At 65.7% G+C, this 16,640-nt stretch carries 17 protein-coding genes; 11 read left to right on the top strand and 6 right to left on the bottom strand.

All coding sequences use genetic code 11. The features are described 5' to 3' along the window. The first annotated feature begins 21 nt into the window (after nt 1-21). Nucleotides 22-990, top strand: coding sequence for a tripartite tricarboxylate transporter substrate binding protein (locus tag HOP58_RS20430; protein WP_010626327.1), 969 nt, complete (start codon nt 22-24; stop codon nt 988-990). 101 nt (nt 991-1,091) lie between these two features. Here the strand turns inward: HOP58_RS20430 and gloA are convergent, their stop codons facing one another. Then, a complete protein-coding gene (gene gloA / locus HOP58_RS20425) occupies nt 1,092-1,625 on the bottom strand; it encodes a lactoylglutathione lyase (protein ID WP_234261388.1) in 534 nt (177 codons plus the stop codon). 147 nt (nt 1,626-1,772) lie between these two features. Here gloA and HOP58_RS20420 point away from each other — a divergent pair, with 147 nt between their 5' ends. Together HOP58_RS20420 and thiE are read left to right on the top strand one after the other, a co-directional pair. Further along, nucleotides 1,773-2,303: a C40 family peptidase gene (locus HOP58_RS20420; protein WP_234261387.1), complete on the top strand. Its 531-nt coding sequence runs from the start codon at nt 1,773-1,775 to the stop codon at nt 2,301-2,303. Nucleotides 2,304-2,356: 53 nt separating this feature from the next. After that, nucleotides 2,357-2,968 (top strand): thiamine phosphate synthase, encoded by a 612-nt coding sequence (gene thiE, locus HOP58_RS20415; RefSeq protein ID WP_234261386.1) that lies wholly within the window; start codon nt 2,357-2,359, stop codon nt 2,966-2,968. Nucleotides 2,969-3,035: 67 nt separating this feature from the next. Here thiE and mntR read toward each other — a convergent pair whose 3' ends face one another. Further along, nucleotides 3,036-3,518 carry a manganese-binding transcriptional regulator MntR gene (gene mntR / locus HOP58_RS20410; RefSeq protein WP_234261385.1) on the bottom strand — a complete coding sequence of 161 codons (483 nt, stop codon included), beginning with the start codon at nt 3,516-3,518 and terminating at the stop codon, nt 3,036-3,038. Between the two features lie 165 nt (nt 3,519-3,683). Between mntR and HOP58_RS20405 the strand changes: the two genes are divergently transcribed. From HOP58_RS20405 to HOP58_RS20395, 3 genes are read left to right on the top strand one after another with little or no spacing between them, the layout of a single operon-like run. Next, on the top strand, nt 3,684-4,595 hold the full coding sequence (locus tag HOP58_RS20405) for a zinc ABC transporter substrate-binding protein (RefSeq protein ID WP_234261384.1): 912 nt from the start codon (nt 3,684-3,686) through the stop codon (nt 4,593-4,595). After that, nucleotides 4,588-5,379, top strand: coding sequence for an ABC transporter ATP-binding protein (locus tag HOP58_RS20400; RefSeq protein WP_010626321.1), 792 nt, complete (start codon nt 4,588-4,590; stop codon nt 5,377-5,379). The genes HOP58_RS20405 and HOP58_RS20400 overlap by 8 nt, the downstream gene beginning before the upstream one ends. A 40-nt stretch (nt 5,380-5,419) precedes the next feature. Continuing rightward, nucleotides 5,420-6,292: a metal ABC transporter permease gene (locus HOP58_RS20395; protein WP_234261423.1), complete on the top strand. Its 873-nt coding sequence runs from the start codon at nt 5,420-5,422 to the stop codon at nt 6,290-6,292. 153 nt (nt 6,293-6,445) lie between these two features. Here HOP58_RS20395 and HOP58_RS20390 read toward each other — a convergent pair whose 3' ends face one another. Beyond that, on the bottom strand, nt 6,446-7,321 hold the full coding sequence (locus HOP58_RS20390) for a DMT family transporter (RefSeq protein WP_234261383.1): 876 nt from the start codon (nt 7,319-7,321) through the stop codon (nt 6,446-6,448). A gap of 316 nt (nt 7,322-7,637) precedes the next feature. Here HOP58_RS20390 and HOP58_RS20385 point away from each other — a divergent pair, with 316 nt between their 5' ends. From HOP58_RS20385 to HOP58_RS20365, 5 genes are read left to right on the top strand one after another with little or no spacing between them, the layout of a single operon-like run. Continuing rightward, entirely contained in the window at nt 7,638-8,282 is a 645-nt protein-coding gene (locus HOP58_RS20385; RefSeq protein ID WP_234261382.1) for a DUF1826 domain-containing protein, read from the top strand. 56 nt (nt 8,283-8,338) lie between these two features. Beyond that, nucleotides 8,339-9,865 (top strand): ABC transporter substrate-binding protein, encoded by a 1,527-nt coding sequence (locus HOP58_RS20380; protein ID WP_234261381.1) that lies wholly within the window; start codon nt 8,339-8,341, stop codon nt 9,863-9,865. Beyond that, nucleotides 9,862-10,857, top strand: a complete 996-nt coding sequence (locus HOP58_RS20375) for an ABC transporter permease (protein WP_234253212.1) — start codon at nt 9,862-9,864, stop codon at nt 10,855-10,857. Before HOP58_RS20380 ends, HOP58_RS20375 begins: the two co-directional genes overlap by 4 nt. Beyond that, nucleotides 10,854-11,681 carry an ABC transporter permease gene (locus HOP58_RS20370; RefSeq protein WP_010626314.1) on the top strand — a complete coding sequence of 276 codons (828 nt, stop codon included), beginning with the start codon at nt 10,854-10,856 and terminating at the stop codon, nt 11,679-11,681. The genes HOP58_RS20375 and HOP58_RS20370 overlap by 4 nt, the downstream gene beginning before the upstream one ends. Further along, the gene (locus HOP58_RS20365; RefSeq protein WP_234261380.1) at nt 11,678-13,120 is read left to right on the top strand and encodes an ATP-binding cassette domain-containing protein; all 1,443 of its coding nucleotides are present in this window, start codon (nt 11,678-11,680) and stop codon (nt 13,118-13,120) included. The genes HOP58_RS20370 and HOP58_RS20365 overlap by 4 nt, the downstream gene beginning before the upstream one ends. 92 nt (nt 13,121-13,212) lie before the next feature. Here HOP58_RS20365 and HOP58_RS20360 read toward each other — a convergent pair whose 3' ends face one another. From HOP58_RS20360 to dksA, 3 genes are all read right to left on the bottom strand, one after another. Beyond that, on the bottom strand, nt 13,213-14,556 hold the full coding sequence (locus tag HOP58_RS20360) for a D-alanyl-D-alanine carboxypeptidase (protein WP_026037858.1): 1,344 nt from the start codon (nt 14,554-14,556) through the stop codon (nt 13,213-13,215). Nucleotides 14,557-14,751: 195 nt separating this feature from the next. Next, nucleotides 14,752-15,969 (bottom strand): zinc metallochaperone GTPase ZigA, encoded by a 1,218-nt coding sequence (gene zigA, locus HOP58_RS20355; protein ID WP_010626311.1) that lies wholly within the window; start codon nt 15,967-15,969, stop codon nt 14,752-14,754. Next, nucleotides 15,969-16,397, bottom strand: a complete 429-nt coding sequence (gene dksA / locus HOP58_RS20350) for an RNA polymerase-binding protein DksA (protein WP_010626310.1) — start codon at nt 16,395-16,397, stop codon at nt 15,969-15,971. Before dksA ends, zigA begins: the two co-directional genes overlap by 1 nt. Nucleotides 16,398-16,640 lie beyond the last annotated feature (243 nt).

The following is a 16,640-nucleotide window of genomic DNA, read 5'->3' as shown; positions in this document are numbered from 1 at the left end:
GCAACCACGAGGTTCCGACTCATGAAAATGAAACTGCTGGGTACTGCCATTCTCTCTTCCGCCATGACCTTCGGCGCAGCCGGCATGGTCCAGGCCGATGACTTCCCGACCAAGCCGGTGACCATGGTGATCGGCTGGGGTGCCGGCGGCAGCACCGACATTCAGGGCCGCGTGCTGGCCGACATCCTCTCCGAGGAGCTCGGCCAGCCGGTCAACGTGGTCAACCAGCCCGGCGCCGGCGGCGGCGTAGCCCTGGCGCGCCTGGCCAACAGCCGCGACGAGGGTTACACCTTCGTTTTCGGCACCTCCATGACCATCACCTTCGGCCCGCTCTCCACCGAAGCCACCTACGAGCTGGACGACTTCCGCTACGTGGCCGGTGTGACCCTCGGCCAGTCGGCCATCGTCACCGGCGAGAACCGCCCCTTCGGCGACAGCTGGGAAGATCTGGTGGAGTATGCCCGCGAGAACCCGGGCATGAGCTATGCCACCCAGACCGCGCTGGACCGCATGATCATCGAGTACATCGCCCAGCAGGAAGGTCTCGATCTGCGCATCGTGCCCACCTCCGGCGGCGCCGGCATGGCACCGCTGATCCTCTCCGGCGACGTCGACTTCGCCTATAGCGGCGGCACCCACTCCGGCTATGCCGAGACCGGCGAGATGCCGGTGCTGCTGAGCCTGGCCGAGGATCGCCTGGTGGCGTTCCCGGATGCCCCCACCCTGCCGGAAGCCGGCTACGACATCAATGCCGCGGAGATCCGCGTCGCCATGGTGCCGCAGAACACCCCCGACGCCCACGTCGAGCGTCTGGCCGAGGCGCTGGAAGCCGCCACCCAGGACCCGCGCTTCATCGAGATCACCGAGGAGCGCATCCTGATGCCGGTGACCTACATCGCGGAAGACGAAGTCACCCAGACCCTGCGCGATCAGGTGGAAGGCTACAAGGCGCTGATCGAAGAGCTCGGCGGCCTGCCCGGCGAGGAGTGATTCTCGCCATGGCCCTGTCGTGACAGGGCCGTTCGAACGCCGACGCCGCCCCACGGGGCGGCGTCGCTGTTTGCATGGGCTGTACGGAATAGGGGGCGAGTTCAGTCGCCCAGCGCCCCCAGGCGGTCGGCCTGAACCACCTCGATCCAGTAGCCGTCCACGTCCTTGACGAAGATGACATCCTTCATCTTGCCCTGATCCGAGCGCTTGACGAATTCGACCTCATTGGCATCGAACCACGCCTCGGCGGCGTCGAGGTCGGGCACCGAAAAGCAGATGTGGCCGAAACCCTGGGGCTGGGCATTGCCGTCGTGATAGGCAAAGTCTTCCTGGCTCTCGGTGCCCCAGTTGTGGGTCAGCTCCAGCAGGCCCGTCTGGCTGAAGGTCCAAACCGTGCGCTCACTCTGGTCCTCCGGCACCTGCTCGGCGTCGTCCAGCCTGGCCAGGAAGTAGAGCGAGAAGTTCATCTCCTCGAAGTCGAGCCGGCGCATGACCCGCATGCCGAACACCCGCGTATAGAAGGCCAGCGCCTGTTGCGGATCCTTCACCCGCAGCATGGTGTGGTTGAGACGAAAGCCCTGCGAATCCGCCGTCGGCGTCTGCACGCCGGGGTGCTGCTCTCCCTTGAAGCTCATGCGTTTCTCCTGTGGTGTCGCTGTCATCTTGCTCGTCATCACCAGGATGATGCGGATCGTTACGACGTTTTTCCAGCCGCAGGCGGCTGTCTTACCCTTCGGATCGCGCTAAAGTAGGAAAAGTACCGCCATGAAGAGCGACCGCCCATGCCGACCTCATCCAGTCTCGAACAGGTAGCGCCAGGGGCCTTTCACAACGCCGTTGGGCATTTGCTGCGCCATCTGACCTGGCTGCTGGCGCTGACCCTGCTGGCCGGCTGCGCCAGCCGTGACATTGCCACCCACGACCCGAGCCGCGGCCCGGACGCCCTCTCCATCGAGCGGGCGTTGATCCTGGCCACGGCCAAGAATGCGTTGGGCACCCCTTATCGCTTCGGCGGCAACACCTCGGAAGGGCTCGACTGCTCGGGCCTGGTGGAGATGGCCTACCGCGCGGCAGGCATTCAGGTGCCGCGCACCGCCGACGAACAGTTCCGTGCTCTGCCGTCGGTGCGCCAGGCCCAGCCCGGCGACCTGCTGTTCTTCGGCGACCGGCGCAAGGCGACCCATGTGGGTATCTACCGCGGCAACGGCCAGATGATTCACGCCCCGGGCAGCGGGCGCGAGGTCACCAGCGTGCCGCTGCATATCGACTACTGGCAGCAACGGTTTCTGGGGGCCGCCGGCCCGGCCCCCTAACAACCTCATCGCTCTGGTAAGATGAGTGGCTTTCCAATCGCATTGGTGATGCCATGCCACTCGATCTATCCCTCTATCTGGTAACCGACCCCGAGCTCTGCGCCCGCCATGGGCTGGTGGAGACCGTGGTGGCTGCGGTGCGTGGCGGGGTCACCGTAGTGCAGCTGCGCGACAAGCACGCCTCCGACGACGAGATGATCGCTCAGGCGCGCCGTCTCAAGGCGGCGCTGGCCGGCAGCGGCGTGCCACTGATCGTCAACGACCGCCTGACGGTGGCGCTGGAAAGCGGCGCCGATGGCCTGCACATGGGGCAGGACGATGGCGACGTGGCGGCGGCCCGCGCCGCCCTGGGCGAGAGCGCCATCCTCGGGCTCTCGGTGCAGAATCACGAGCAGCTTTCGCGCCTCGACCCGGCCGCCCTCGATTATCTAGGCTTCGGCCCGGTATTCGCCACCTCGACCAAGCGCAACCACGCCACCCCGCTCGGCTTCGATGGCCTGGCTGCCCTGGTGGCGGCAAGCCCGCTGCCGGCCGTCGCCATCGGCGGCCTCAAGGCGGAGCATGCCGCAGCGGTGCGTGCCGCGGGAGTCAAAGGGCCGGCGGTGGTATCGGCGATCTGCGGACAGTCGGACGCCGAAGCCGCCGCCAGGGCGTTCTTTGCCTGAAGTCAGAAAAAACCAGGGGTGAAAGAGGTAATGAGCCCGAGGTGAGAGAGCCTGAGATGAGAGAGCCTCAGACGTCGCGGCGCCCCTGTTCGCGGGTATAGCGCTGCATGATCTCCAGGGTTTCCTGGCTGACGTGATGCTCCATGCCTTCGGCATCGATGCGAGCAGTGCGGTCGCTGACGCCGAGGGCGCGCAGGAACTGCAGCACGATGGCATGGCGCTGATGCGACATGGCCGCCATCGCCTCGCCCTTCTCGGTCAGGAACAGCGAACGGTAGGGCTTGCTGGACACCAGCCCCAGTGACTTGAGCCGGGTGACGGTCTTCGACACCGTGGCCTGGCTGACCCCCATACGCGCCGCAATGTCCGTCGAGCGCGCCTCGCCCTGGTGCTCGAGCAGGTCGGCGATCAATTCCACGTAGTCTTCGAGAAGTTCGGTTTCGTGTGCGTTGCGCACGGCAGCGTACTGCTGCGCATGCTGGTCGCTGGGCGGCAGGGCGTCCGCCTTGCACAGGCGATCAGGCGTCACGTCATTCGGCGAGTCGGTCATCGGGCCAATATAGCCAAAGTGCTCATAGGGCAGCAACAGGGCCTCGATAGAGATTTCCTACTACCCTACAAGTTAACCTTGGCTAAAATAGTGTCTATACGCTTACAAACTCACCGCAACGTAACAACCGACCGCTAACGTTCAGCCACCAGAGGAGAGTGATCGATGCCGACCCCCAAGGGCTTCCTGCTGCTCAGCGCGTTTGCTTTCGCCATGTCGACCTCGGCCCAGGCCGAAGAGCCGCCCCTGAAGGTAGCGGCCACTTTTTCCGTGATCGGCGATCTGGTGCGCGATGTGGCGGGTGACGATGCCGATGTCACGGTACTCACGCCGGTGGGCGCCGAGGTCCACGAGTGGGAGCTGATACCGAGCAACTTCATCGCTCTCGAAGAGGCCGATGTGGTGTTCTACAACGGCTACGGCCTCGAGCAGTGGCTCTCTCAGATCAACGCCACGGTAGGCAACGGCGTGCCCGTGGTTGCCCTGGCCGAGGAGAGCGGCTACGCCACCCAGCCGATCGCCACCGGCGAATACGCCGGCGAGGTCGACCCGCACATGTGGATGGACCCACGCGCCGCGGCGGAATATGCACGCGTGATTGCCGAAACGCTGGCCGAGGCCCGGCCCGACGCCGCCGAGGCCTTCCAGGCGCGCGCCGAAGCCCTGCAGGAGTCGCTGCATGCGTTGCATGAGGAGCTGCTGGAGACGCTGGCGATCATTCCCGAGGAGCGGCGTCTGCTCATCACCAGCGAGGCGGCCTTCGTCTACTTTGCCGATGCCTTCGGCTTCGAGCACGACGGCATCTGGGGTACCAACGCCGAGGAAGAGGGTTCGCCGCGTCAGATCATGCGCATCGTCGATCTGATCGAGGAAAAGCAACCGGCCGCCATCTTCTGGGAGAGCACCATTTCCGACCGCCACGTGCGCAGCGTGGCCGACGAGACCGAGGTGGCGATTGCCGGCCCCCTCTACGTCGACTCCCTCAGCGAGCCGGACGCTGCAGCGCCCGATTACGCCAGCATGCTGCGCCACAACGTTGGGCTGTTGCGCGAGGCCCTGGGAGACACACATGAATGACAAGGTGCCGGCGCTCGAGGCACACCGCCTCAGCGCGGCCTATCACCAGCACCCCGTGCTGGAAGACGTCACCCTGGTGCTGCCGCAAGGCGAGTGGACCGCCATCGTGGGCCCCAATGGGGCCGGCAAATCGAGTTTGCTCAAGCTGGTGATCGGTGGCCTCACGCCGCTGCGCGGCGAACTGCGCATTCTCGGCGCAAGCCCAGCCGTGCAGCGCAGGGCCGGCAACATCGCCTACATGGCGCAGCAGGAGCACATGGAGTGGGACTTTCCCATTTCAGTGCGCGAGACGGTGCTGACCGGCCGCTACGGCCTGATGCGCCAGGACCCTTTGTGGCAACGCCTGCTGCCGCGCCACTGGGCCAACCCCAGCCATCGCCAGGCCGTAGAAGCTGCACTGGACGACGTCGACATGGCGGAGCATGCCGAGCGTCCCATCGGCGAGTTGTCCGGCGGCCAGAAGAAGCGTGTGCTGCTGGCCCGCGCGCTGGCACAGCAGGCCAGTATTTTGCTGCTAGACGAGCCACTGGCCGGGGTCGACCCACCCAGTGAGGCGCTGATTCTCGCCACGCTGGAACGGCAGCGCGACGCAGGCCGCACCGTCATCATGGTCACCCATGACATGCCCAGCGCACGTCGCCACGCCGACCGCGTACTGCTGATCAATCGCAAGGTGGTGGGCATGGGCACGCCGGAAGAGATGCTCAGCGACTCCATGCTGGCCCGCCTGGCGGTGGGTACGGCTTCCCGCTCAGCGTACGGAGGTACACGTGCCGCCGCTTGAATTGCTGGCCCAGGTGATCGATGGCTTGATCGCTCTGCTGATGCTGGTGGTGAACCTGCTGCCCGAGCCCCTGGCCGCTCCCTTCGAGTACCGCTTCATGCAGCGTGCCCTGCTCACTTCGGTGCTGGTGGGGGCGATCTGCGGCCTGCTCTCCTGCTACGTCGTGCTGAAGCGCTGGTCGCTGCTGGGCGATGCCATCTCTCATGCAGTGCTGCCTGGCGTGGCCATCGCCTACCTGCTGGGCTGGCCGTTCTTCATCGGCGCCTTCGTCACCGGCGCACTGACCTCGCTGGGCATCGGCGCGCTGGAGCGTCACACCCGGATCAAGGCAGATGCAGCCATGGGACTGATGTTCACCGCCGCCTTTGCGCTGGGCATCGTGATCATCAGCAAGATCGCCACCAGTACCCACCTGATGCATATCCTGTTCGGCAACGTGCTGGGCGTACAGACCACCGCGCTGTTGCTGACCCTGGCGGCGAGCCTGGTGACCGTCCTGACCATCTGGCTTGCCTACCGCCCGCTGCTGCTCTACACCTTCGATCCGCAGCAGGCCCAAGCCCTGGGCTTCAACACCAGCCTCATCCACTACGGTTTGATCCTGTTGCTGACGCTGACCATCGTCGCCAGCCTGGAGACCGTGGGCATCATCCTGGTGGTAGCCATGCTGATCACCCCAGGCGCCACGGCCCACCTGCTCACCGACCGCTTCCCGCTGATGCTGGCGATCTCGGTCACTGTCGGCGTCACTTCCGCCGTGGTGGGCCTGGTGCTGTCGGTATCGCTGGACGTCGCCTCGGGCGGCGCCATCGTGCTGGTCGCCTCGGGACTGTTCCTCATCGCCCTGCTGGCGGCCCCCAAGCATGGCCTGGTGGCGCGCCAGTGGCGACGCTGGCGCCTGAACCGGGTTTAGCTGAATCGGATTAGGCTACGTCTGAAAAGTCGCCGAGCGAAGGCCAGACAAGGCAAAAATCAGCGAAAAGATGGAGTTTGCTTGGTGCAAATGAGTACTTTGAGCTGAGTTTTAACGCCGTATGGCCAAGCGCAGGCAGTTTTCAGGCATAGCCTAGGAGGTGGGGCGGCGCTTCAGGGTAGTCCGGCGATCATGATAGGCGATCGCCAGCCCGCTGCCGATGATCAGCGTACTACCCAGGAAGACCCAGAGATCAGGCATTTCCCCCCAGAACCACCACCCTAGCAACACCGCCCACAGCATGGCCGTGTAATCGAAGGGGGCGGCGATGGCCGCCGGAGCGAAGCGAAAGGCCATGGTGATGCAGGCCGTCGCCCCCACCCCGATCACGCCGGCACCGAGAAACCCCAGCCAATGCCAGGGTTGCGGTTCCTGCCATACCCAGGGCAGGGTCACAGCGGTCAGCACCAGCGGCACCAGGGTGATGTAAAACACCATGGCCCAAAGGTGCTCGGTGGCCCCGTAGCGTCGCGAGGTGATCATCAGCAGTGCATAGAAAACCGCCGCGCCCAGCATGATCAACGCGCCGGGATGGAAACCCTCGCCTCCCGGCCGCACCACCACCATCACACCGACAAAGCCCAACAGCGAAGCCGCCACGACTTGGTAGTCGACCCGTTCACCGAGCAACGGAACCGACAGCAATGTGACGAACAGGGGTGCAGCAAAGGCGATGGCCGTAGCCTCGGCAAGCGGCAACATGGTCAATCCCAGCACGAAGAAGCCCATGGTGCCGGTATAGATCAAACCGCGCACCAGGTGGACCCCGGGCCGACGAGTACGTAGCTTGGTCAACCCACCGCCGTAGTGCGCCAGCACGGCGATCAACGGCAGCGAGACCAGGGTACGGAAGAAGATGATCTGCAGCGGCGAGTGCACCTCGCCAAGCCACTTGGCAATGGCATCGCCGATGGCCAGGCAGAGTACGCCGGCACACATGAACAGGATGCCCTTCAATGACGGCGACATGGCCCCTCCCCCCGGCAGGAAAAAACCACCCCGCCGACCAGGATGGGCGGCGGGGCTTGTTGATTACCAACCTAACGGGTGGGGCGCACGGCGGCAAGTGCCATGCCCCAAGATGGCGCATCGGGGTGGGTGGAGGTCGAACCCAGAATGACGCGAGGTCAGGGCATAGTCACGCCATGAACGTTATGTTATAACGAATCATTCTCAGCGTCCGACCGCCTGCATACGCGAGCGTCCTGCAATGTCTACCATCGCTTCGAAGCGGGCGGACCTCGCAGCACGAATGATATGTTATAGGGTTTCACAAGGAGGTGCCATGCAGCCCCATCTCTCTCTCGATACTTCGGCGCACTGGGCATTCGGCCAGGAGATCGAGGTGCTGCCGCGCATTTTCGACGACGACATCACCCTGGCCGTCATGCAGCGACGGCTCGACTCGGCCCTCACCCTGGCCGTGCGCGCCCAGCTCAATGGCTCCCGCTCTCTCGACTGGCACTGGCGCGGCGCACCCGGCCAGGCAATGAAAGAGGATCTCGAGCGTCGGCTCCCCGCCCCTGAGGCCGGCGCAGCCCTGGTGGAAGACGTCGGTCATATCGCCGAGGCCATGGCCTATCTCTTCTCTACCGAGGCCATCGGCATCCGTCTGCGCACGCTGGAGGGCGCCATGTGCCCGCGCTTCCACGTCGACAACCTGGCGGTGCGTCTCGTGACCACCTATGCCGGCCCGGCCAGCGAATGGCTGCCCGAGCATGCCGTCAACCGCGCCGGGCTCGGCGCTCCGCATCCTGACAAGCCCGACATCGTCGCCGATCCCGACGCCATTCGGCAGCTCGCCGTTGGCGATCTGGCTCTGCTCAAGGGCTGTGGCTGGATCGGCAACGAGGAGCGCGGCCTGGTCCACCGCAGCCCGCAGCCCGCTGCGGGCGAACGACGCCTGCTGCTGGCGCTGGACCCGGGCTGACCCCGCTCCACCCGTTACTCAACTCCCTTCTTTCCATCTGAGGAAGCCCCCCGGCAATGACTCCATGCCTTCGTCCCCTCCTGTTTGGCCTGGCCCTGCTGCCACTGGCGGCACAGGCCGATCGCCCACTGGCGGTCGTCGCCCCTTGGGAGATCACCGGCCTCGACCCCTCCACCTCAGGCTATGTGTTCAGCCGCATGCGCGTTGCCGAGACCCTGGTCGACACCGATGCCGATGGCCAACCAGCCCCTGGGCTGGCCAGCGGCTGGCAGGTCTCCGACGACGGCCTGACCTGGCGTTTCGCTCTGCGTGAGGGCGTGACCTTCCACGACGGCAGCCCGCTGACGGCACAGGCCGCGGCCGCGAGCCTCGAGCATGCCCTGGCCAAGCCGGGCATACTCGACTCGGCCCCCATCGTCTCCATCGAAGCCGAAGGCGACGACGTCGTGGTGCGTCTCGACAGCCCCTTCGCACCGCTGCCGGCCCTGCTGGCTCACTCCACCACGCTGATTTTGGCAGCGGATGCCTTCGACGACGAGGGGCGGGCCACCCAAGTGATCGGCACCGGCCCCTATCGAGTCGCATCGGTCGCGCCGCCTCAGCGTCTGACGGTGGAACGCTTCGACGGCTACTGGGGCGAGACACCCGCCATTGGCAACGCCAGCTATCTGGCGGTGGGGCGTGGTGAAACCCGCGCGCTGATGGCCGAGAGCGGCGACGCCGACGTGGTGTTCACACTCGACCCGGCCAGTCGCGCACGGCTGGCACGCCATGATCGCTTGGCGCTGCATGCCGAGCCGCTGCCGCGTACCATCGTGTTCAAGCTCAATGCCGAACACCCCTTCCTCGAGGACGAGCGCGCCCGCCAGGCATTGAGCCTGGCCGTCGACCGTATCGGCATTGCCGCCGGGCTGCTGCGCCACCCCGAGGCCGCTGCGGCCGAGCTGTTCCCGACCAGCCTCGGCCCCTGGCATCTCGGCCTTTCTGTAGAAGAAGCACAGGACGTGGAGCGCGCCCGCGAGCTGCTGGCCGAGCTGGGCTGGGAAGCCAACGGCAGCGGCATGCTCGAGCGCAACGGCCAGCCCTTCCAACTGACCCTGCGCACCTTCTCCGACCGCCCCGAGCTGCCGCTGGTGGCAACAGCCCTGCAGGACCAGTGGCGCGAGCTCGGCGTGGCGCTGGAAGTCGCCGTGGGCAACGCCAGTGATATCCCTTCCGGGCACCGCGACGGCAGCCTTGAGCTGGGTCTGATGGCACGCAACTACGGGCTGGTGCCCGATCCGCTCGGCACCCTGCTCGACGACTTCGGCACCGACCCTGAAACGATGGGCGGCGACTGGGGCGCCATGGGCTGGCGCGACGCGGACGTGGCGGCCTGGCTCGATACCCTGCGCCAGGAGGCCGACATGGATGCCCGCGCCGAACTGGCCGAGCAGGTTGCACGGCGCTTGAACGAGGCGATGCCGGTCGTGCCCGTGGCCTGGTATCAGCAGACGGCCGCGGTGAACGCCAAGCTGGAAGGTTTCTCCATCGACCCGTTGGAGCGCAGCTACCGCATCGACGAGCTGAGGTGGGGGGAATGAGCGAAACGCTGGCAGCGCGATCGACGTCGCGCTGGGCCTCTCGTATGACGACAGGCCTGGGTGGCCTGCTGCTGCAGCGCCTGTTCCAGGCAGGGCTGGTGGCATGGATGGTCGGCACCCTGACCTTCGTGCTGACCCGCTCGCTGCCCGGCGACATGGCCTATCGCATTGCTGCCGGCCGCTATGGACACGATATGGTCAACACCAGCGCCGCCGAGGCGGTACGCGCCGAGCTGGCGCTGGACCAACCGGCGCTGAGCGCCTACTTCGGCTGGTTGTGGGACCTGGTGCAGCTCGATCTGGGCCGTTCGCTAGTCAGCGGTGAACGCGTGGTGACCGAGCTGTGGCATCAGCTCGGCCACTCGCTGGGCCTGGCGACGATGGCCGTGCTGCTCTCGCTACTGCTGGGCCCGCCGCTGGGCCTGCTCGCCGGACTCAAGCCCAACGGCGTGCTGGACCGCGTGAGCGAAGTGGCGGCCAGCGTGCTGCGCGCCCTGCCGCCCTTCGCCGTGGGCCTGATCCTGATCCTGATCTTCTCGGTCAGCCTAGGCTGGTTGCCTGCCGCCGGACATGGTCGCAGCGCACACAGCGTGCTGCCGGCGCTGACCCTGGCGTTGGCGCTGGCCGCCATCTCCAGCCGGGTGGCGCGCAACGCCATGGCCGACGTCTCGCAGTCGGCCTATTACGCCTTCTCGCGCACCAAGGGGCTGGGCGAGCGCCTGAGCTTCATGCGTCATGGCCTGCGCAACGCCGCAGTGCCGGTGGTGGCTTACCTCGGCGTGCAGTTCGTCTACCTGATCGAAGGTGTGGTGGTGGTCGAGACCCTGTTCGCCTGGCCCGGCATCGGCCATGCCCTGGTGCATGCCATCGTGGCCCGCGACGTGCCGATGATTCAAGGTACCGCGCTGGTCATGGGGCTGATGTTCGTCGCGCTCAATACCGTGGTGGACCTGATCTGCTACTGGCTCGACCCCAGGAGGCGCAGCGCATGAACGGCTCGACCCTGACGTCTACCCGCCGCCTTGTCCTGCCGACGCTGAATGGCCGCCAGCGCCTCGGTGCCACACTGCTGGCGCTGCTGCTCGCCTTCGCCTGGCTGGTGCCCTGGCTGTTCGATGCCGATCCTGCACGCCAGCAGCTCACCCGCATCCTGCAGTTGCCTTCGCTGGCCGAGCCGCTCGGCACCGACCACCTCGGCCGTAGCCTGCTGGCGCGGCTGGCAAGCGCCGTGCGTCTGTCGCTGGGCATGGCGCTGCTGAGCGTAGCCAGTGCAGCCATACCGGGCGTGATTCTCGGCGTGATCGCCGGCTGGCGCGGCGGCTGGCTCGACCGCGTGCTGGGCAGCTTGGCCGATGCCTTCCTGGCGTTGCCGGGCCTACTGCTGGTGCTGTTGCTGGTGGCCATCGCTCCAGGCAACTTCTGGGCTCTCTACGTGGGTATCTCACTGGTGCTGTGGATCGAGTACTTCCGCGTGGTGCGCGCCCGCACCCGGGTGCTGGTCGCTTCGCCTCAGCTCGAGGCGAGCCGCCTACTCGGCTTCGGCCCGCTCTACCTGTTCCGCCGCCACCTGTGGCCGGAGCTGGCACCACAGGTGTTGACCCTGGCCGCCTTCGGCGCCGCCAGTGCGATCCTGGCCATGGCCGCGCTGGGCTTCGTCAGCGTCGGTCTGCGCCCGCCCACCGCCGAGCTGGGGCTGATGATGATCGAGCTGCTGCCCTACTACCACGAAGCCCCTTGGGCCATGGCCCAGCCGATCCTGGTGCTGTTCGTGCTGGTACTGAGCCTCAACCTGCTGGCAGGAAGGGATCCACGATGAGTGCGTACTTACTTCAGGCCGAAGACGTCACAATCCAGGGCGAGGGCGTCACCATTGCGCCCTTCTCCTGTTCGCTCGAAGCCGGCAGCCGGCTGACCCTGCTCGGCGAGACCGGCTCGGGCAAGAGCCTGCTCGCTCAGGCGATCATGGGCACGCTGCCCCGCGGCCTGACCGCGCGGGGGCGGCTCGTCATCGACGGCGAGACCTTCGATGCCACCGATGGCAAGTCGCGCCGCGCCCTGTGGGGCCGGCGCCTGGCGCTGCTGCCCCAGGAGCCTTGGCACGCGCTGGACCCAACCATGCGTGCCGTAGCGCAGGTGGCCGAAAGCCACCGCCACGTGGCCGGGCGCGATCGCCGCGCCGCGCTGCAAGCGGCCTGGGCCGACCTGGCCGAGCTGGGTCTGGCCGAGGCCGGCGGCAAGCTGCCCGGCGAACTCTCCGGCGGCATGGCACAGCGCGTGGCCTTTGCCGCCGCCAGTGCCGGCGGAGCACCCATCGTTATCGCCGACGAACCGACCAAGGGACTCGATGCGCCGCGCCGCGATGCCGTGGTCGAGCTGCTGGCTCGCACGCCCGAGAGCGGCGGCGTTCTGATCACCATCACTCACGACATCGACGTGGCCCGCCGCCTGGGTGGGGAAGTGGTGATCCTGCGCCAGGGGCAGGTGGTCGAGCGCGGACCTTCCCAGCAAGTGCTCACTCACCCCCAAAGCGAGTACGGGCAGGAGTTGCTGGGTGCCGAGCCCAGCCGCTGGCCACGCCCGGCGCCGCTCGGAGAAACGGCCCAGGCACCGGTGGTGAGCGCCACCGACCTGGCCAAGGCCCGCGGCGGCCGCGAGCTGTTTCGCGAACTCTCCCTCACGGTGCGCCCCGGCGAGATCGTCGGCGTGGTCGGTCCCTCCGGCTGCGGCAAGAGTACCCTCGGTGACATGCTGCTCGGCGTGACGCGCGCCGACGACGGCAAGATCCAGCGCGCGACAGGGCATCCGCTCGGCTTTCAGAAGCTCTATCAGGACCCGCCGGCGGCCTTCTCGCCCCACTGGCGGCTCTCTCGCCTGCTCGACGACCTGGTACGCCGCCACCGCCTGGATCGCAGTGTCATCCCACCGTTGATGGCACGCCTTGGGCTCGATGAGCGCCTGCTGGAACGGCACCCCGGCGAGATCTCGGGCGGCGAACTGCAACGCTTTGCCATCCTGCGGGTGCTGCTGCTCGAGCCGTGCTTCCTGTTCGCCGACGAGCCGACCTCACGCCTCGACCCCATTACCCAGCGCAGCACCCTGGCGCTACTGGTGGAGCTGGCTCGCGAACGACGCTGCGGGGTAATGCTGGTGAGCCACGACCCAGCGCTGATCGGGCGCATCTGCGATCGCCGAATCTCGCTGGGCGGGGAGCCAGTGAGCGAGGTCCGCCAGACGCTCGATCCGGCCCTGGCCTGAAGGCAGCTCGCAAGACAGCACCCTCTAAACGTCTAAACGACATCGCCCCGCACGAGCGGGGCGATGTCGAATCGGCTTGGCAGCCAGGAACGTCAGTAGTGCGCCACCACCATGCAGTCCATCCCCTGGGCGCGCAGGCTGTTGCAGGCGGAGTGGGCATCGCTCTCCTGCAGGTCGACCAGACGTGCGCGGAACACTCGCCGCTCGCCCTCCGACTCCGCTACCGACACCCGCAGGTCGCGCATGAAGCCGGAAAGCTGATCGGCGGCGCGGGTGGCCAGGTGGCGAGCCTGATCCGGGTCGTTGAAGGCACCGACCTGTACCGCCCAGTTGCCCCTACGCGGTATATCGGCCTGATAGGTGTCACGCGGCATATCGGCCTGGTAGGTGATGCGCGGTGTGTCGGCCTGGGCGATCAGGGCACGAATCGGGTCATCGGCGGAGCCCATCTCGACCCCCATCTCCGACTGGAAGGAGAACTGACGCTCGCCGCTCGAGGCTGGCCCAACGGCCTCAGGTGCAGCGGCCAACTGCTGGGCGGAAGGGGACGGGCTCTCCGGCAGATCCATGCTATCGCCCAGCACATCGGCCTGGGCAATCCAGTCGCCGCGCTGCAGCATGGAAAGCCGGGCAAAGCCGCGGTCGAGCAGGTCGGCCATATGCGTGTCGCGCGAGGCGGCGGTGAAGCCACCCATTACCACGGAGACGATACGACGGTCGTTACGGATCGCCGAAGTCGCCACGTTGAACCCGGAGGCGCGGATGAAGCCGGTCTTGAGGCCATCGGCGCCGGCATAGTTGCGCAGCAACCGGTTGTGGCTGGTGTGGGTGGTGCCGCGATAGGAGAAGCTCTGGGTGGAGAAGTAGTGATAGTACTGGGGGAAATCCTGCATCACGCGGATTGACAGCGTGGCCATGTCGCGGGCCGTGGTGACCTGAGCGTTGTCGGGCAGCCCGGAAGCGTTACGGAACACGGTGCTGGTCATGCCCAGCTCGTTGGCACGCTGGGTCATCATGCGGGCGAAACCGGATTCGGTGTTGCCCAGCGCCTCGGCGACCACCACGGCAACGTCGTTGGCCGAACGCACCACCAGCGCCTTGATGGCCTCTTCCGCCGTGATCGTGCTACCCGCCGCGAGCCACAGCTTGGAAGCGGGCATCGAAGCGGCATGGGCCGATACAGGTAACGGCTGGTTCAAGCGTATGGTGCCGTTCTCGAGGGCCTCGAACAGCATGTAAAGTGTCATCATCTTGGTCAGCGAGGCGGGATAGCGCGTCGCATCGGCATTGGCCTGATGCAGCACGTCGCCGCTCTCGACATCTATCACGATGGCCGCATAGCGGGGGTTGGCCTGCGCCGAACCGATCGTCAACAACTGAAGAAAGAGAAAAAAGAAAATGGCCACACCGAGGTAATGTCGGTTGTAGGAGCGCATGACGAACACCTCTGGTTCCCTTTTGATTCCCCGTGGCCCGATTCTAAAGCGGACCTTGCCTCAGTATGGCCGGATAACGAAGCGCTTAACAGCCGGAATAGCGAGTTTTTTTGCATATATACCGGCTGCTTCCATCAAACTTCCGTTTATTAATCAACTGGAATAACAGCCCGTTACCTTTGGGTTGCAGACCCGCTACTCCCAGGCCGGAAAGGGGTCGGGCAAGTCGGCCCACGCCCGATGACCATCCGCCAATACGGCGTCGCTCAGCAGACACTCGTCCAAAGCCTGACGGATACGCGCTTCGTCGAGATTCTGGCCGATGAAGACCAGTTCCTGACGCATGTCGCCGAACGGCTCCTCCCACTGCTCCATGATGTAGCCACGCGTCTCCGGATCCTTGGGCCAGCGAGACTCGGGGACGGCCTTCCAGAACATGCCGGCAAAGCCGTAATGGGCAATGCCACCCGCCTGACTCCACTGACCAGCGTACTGGGGTCGCGTAGCGAGCCAGAAGAAGCCCTTCGAACGCAGCAGCTTGCCGCCGAACCAGTCACCATGCAACAGGGCGTGAAACTTATCGGGATGGAAAGGCCGCCGGGCGCGGTAGACGAAGCTCGAGATGCCGTACTCCTGGGTTTCGGGCACGTGCTCACCGCGCAGCTCCTTGAGCCAGCCCGGGGCGAGCCTGGCCCGTTCGAAGCTGAAGCGACCGGTATCGAGCACCTTGTCGAGCGGCACCCGGCCATGGGCCATGGGTACCAGCTCGGCATCGGGATTGAGCGAGCGCAGTACCGCCTTCAACTCGGCCAGTTGCACTTCGTCGATCAGGTCGGTCTTGCTGATCAGCAGCACGTCGCAGAACTCGATCTGATCCACCAACAGGTCAGCCACGTTGCGCTCGTCCTCCTCGCCCAGGCTCTCGCCCGCCTCGGCGAGGGATTTTGCCTCCTGGTACTGCACCAGGAAATTGGCACCGTCGACCACCGTCACCAGGGTGTCGAGGCGGGCGACACTGGAGAGACTCTGGCCCTGCTCATCCTCGAAGGTGAAGGTCTCCGCCACCGGCAGCGGCTCGGAGATCCCGGTGGACTCGATCACCAGATGATCGAAGCGGCCTTCCCGCGCCAGCCGGCTCACCTCCACCAGCAGGTCCTCACGCAGCGTGCAGCAGATGCAGCCATTGCTCATCTCGACCAGCCGCTCCTCGGCCCGGTTGAGCGTCACCTCGTCATCGGCACTGCCCGGAGCGCCTCGTACCAGGGCCGCATCGATGTTGACCTCGCTCATGTCGTTGACGATCACCGCCACGCGGCGTCCGTCGCGATTGGCCAGGATATGGTTTAGCAGGGTGGTCTTTCCCGCTCCGAGAAAGCCGGAAAGCACGGTAACCGGCAGTGGCTTATGGGACATTACGCGTCTCCTCGCTGCTTGCTGTAGTGATGTTCGCGTTTCTCCTGTCGCTCCTTGGCCTCCAGGCACAGTTCGGCAGTCGGCCTGAGCAACAGTCGAGGCAAGCCGATGGGCTGGCCGGTTTCGGCGCAATAGCCGTAGTCGCCCTCTTCGATACGCCGCAGCGCCTGACGAATCTTGCGCAGCAGCCGCGTCTCGCGGTCGGCCTGGCGTAACAGCAGCCGCAGCTCCTCCTCCACGGCGGCACGATCGAGCTCGTCGCCGCTGCGTTCGTTGTCGGCTATGGCATTGCGCACCTCCACCAAGTGCGCCTCCACTTCGGCCTGTTCGGCAGCCAGCCGGTGCTGGAAAAATGCCAGCTGCTCATCGTTCATGTATGCCTCTTCGGGCATGGCCAGCAGTCGCTGCACCTCGGGATCGGCCGACATGGGCATCCTCTCCTGAAAATAGACGTTATAACATAACAATACTACTTCCCAAGGCAAGCCCTCTACAGCAAGCCGTGTTTGTGCTCCCGATTTCCCATGGATACCAGGCAATTTCTTGCCCGCCGGGCAACTTCTTGCCCGACCCGGGCAACTTATTGCCTAATTAGGCTTAGCAATGATTGGCCAGGAAATCGCTAACACACTGTATAAAAACAGGTTTGAAGGGGATGGCACACATACTGC

The sequence above is a fragment of the Halomonas sp. MCCC 1A11062 genome, assembly GCF_021404355.1.
GTDB classification, from domain to species: domain Bacteria; phylum Pseudomonadota; class Gammaproteobacteria; order Pseudomonadales; family Halomonadaceae; genus Halomonas; species Halomonas aerodenitrificans.
Note: the sequence above shows the minus strand (reverse complement) of the source record. Positions and strands in the feature narration are given on the sequence as shown.

What these genes read in the sequence shown, in the direction of transcription:
- HOP58_RS20430 (WP_010626327.1), top strand. Translation starts at nt 22, where the DNA reads ATGAAAATGAAACTGCTGGGTACTGCCATTCTCTCTTCCGCCATGACC.
- gloA (WP_234261388.1), bottom strand. Translation starts at nt 1,625, where the DNA reads ATGAGCTTCAAGGGAGAGCAGCACCCCGGCGTGCAGACGCCGACGGCG.
- HOP58_RS20420 (WP_234261387.1), top strand. Translation starts at nt 1,773, where the DNA reads ATGCCGACCTCATCCAGTCTCGAACAGGTAGCGCCAGGGGCCTTTCAC.
- thiE (WP_234261386.1), top strand. Translation starts at nt 2,357, where the DNA reads ATGCCACTCGATCTATCCCTCTATCTGGTAACCGACCCCGAGCTCTGC.
- mntR (WP_234261385.1), bottom strand. Translation starts at nt 3,518, where the DNA reads ATGACCGACTCGCCGAATGACGTGACGCCTGATCGCCTGTGCAAGGCG.
- HOP58_RS20405 (WP_234261384.1), top strand. Translation starts at nt 3,684, where the DNA reads ATGCCGACCCCCAAGGGCTTCCTGCTGCTCAGCGCGTTTGCTTTCGCC.
- HOP58_RS20400 (WP_010626321.1), top strand. Translation starts at nt 4,588, where the DNA reads ATGAATGACAAGGTGCCGGCGCTCGAGGCACACCGCCTCAGCGCGGCC.
- HOP58_RS20395 (WP_234261423.1), top strand. Translation starts at nt 5,420, where the DNA reads ATGCTGGTGGTGAACCTGCTGCCCGAGCCCCTGGCCGCTCCCTTCGAG.
- HOP58_RS20390 (WP_234261383.1), bottom strand. Translation starts at nt 7,321, where the DNA reads ATGTCGCCGTCATTGAAGGGCATCCTGTTCATGTGTGCCGGCGTACTC.
- HOP58_RS20385 (WP_234261382.1), top strand. Translation starts at nt 7,638, where the DNA reads ATGCAGCCCCATCTCTCTCTCGATACTTCGGCGCACTGGGCATTCGGC.
- HOP58_RS20380 (WP_234261381.1), top strand. Translation starts at nt 8,339, where the DNA reads ATGACTCCATGCCTTCGTCCCCTCCTGTTTGGCCTGGCCCTGCTGCCA.
- HOP58_RS20375 (WP_234253212.1), top strand. Translation starts at nt 9,862, where the DNA reads ATGAGCGAAACGCTGGCAGCGCGATCGACGTCGCGCTGGGCCTCTCGT.
- HOP58_RS20370 (WP_010626314.1), top strand. Translation starts at nt 10,854, where the DNA reads ATGAACGGCTCGACCCTGACGTCTACCCGCCGCCTTGTCCTGCCGACG.
- HOP58_RS20365 (WP_234261380.1), top strand. Translation starts at nt 11,678, where the DNA reads ATGAGTGCGTACTTACTTCAGGCCGAAGACGTCACAATCCAGGGCGAG.
- HOP58_RS20360 (WP_026037858.1), bottom strand. Translation starts at nt 14,556, where the DNA reads ATGCGCTCCTACAACCGACATTACCTCGGTGTGGCCATTTTCTTTTTT.
- zigA (WP_010626311.1), bottom strand. Translation starts at nt 15,969, where the DNA reads ATGTCCCATAAGCCACTGCCGGTTACCGTGCTTTCCGGCTTTCTCGGA.
- dksA (WP_010626310.1), bottom strand. Translation starts at nt 16,397, where the DNA reads ATGTCGGCCGATCCCGAGGTGCAGCGACTGCTGGCCATGCCCGAAGAG.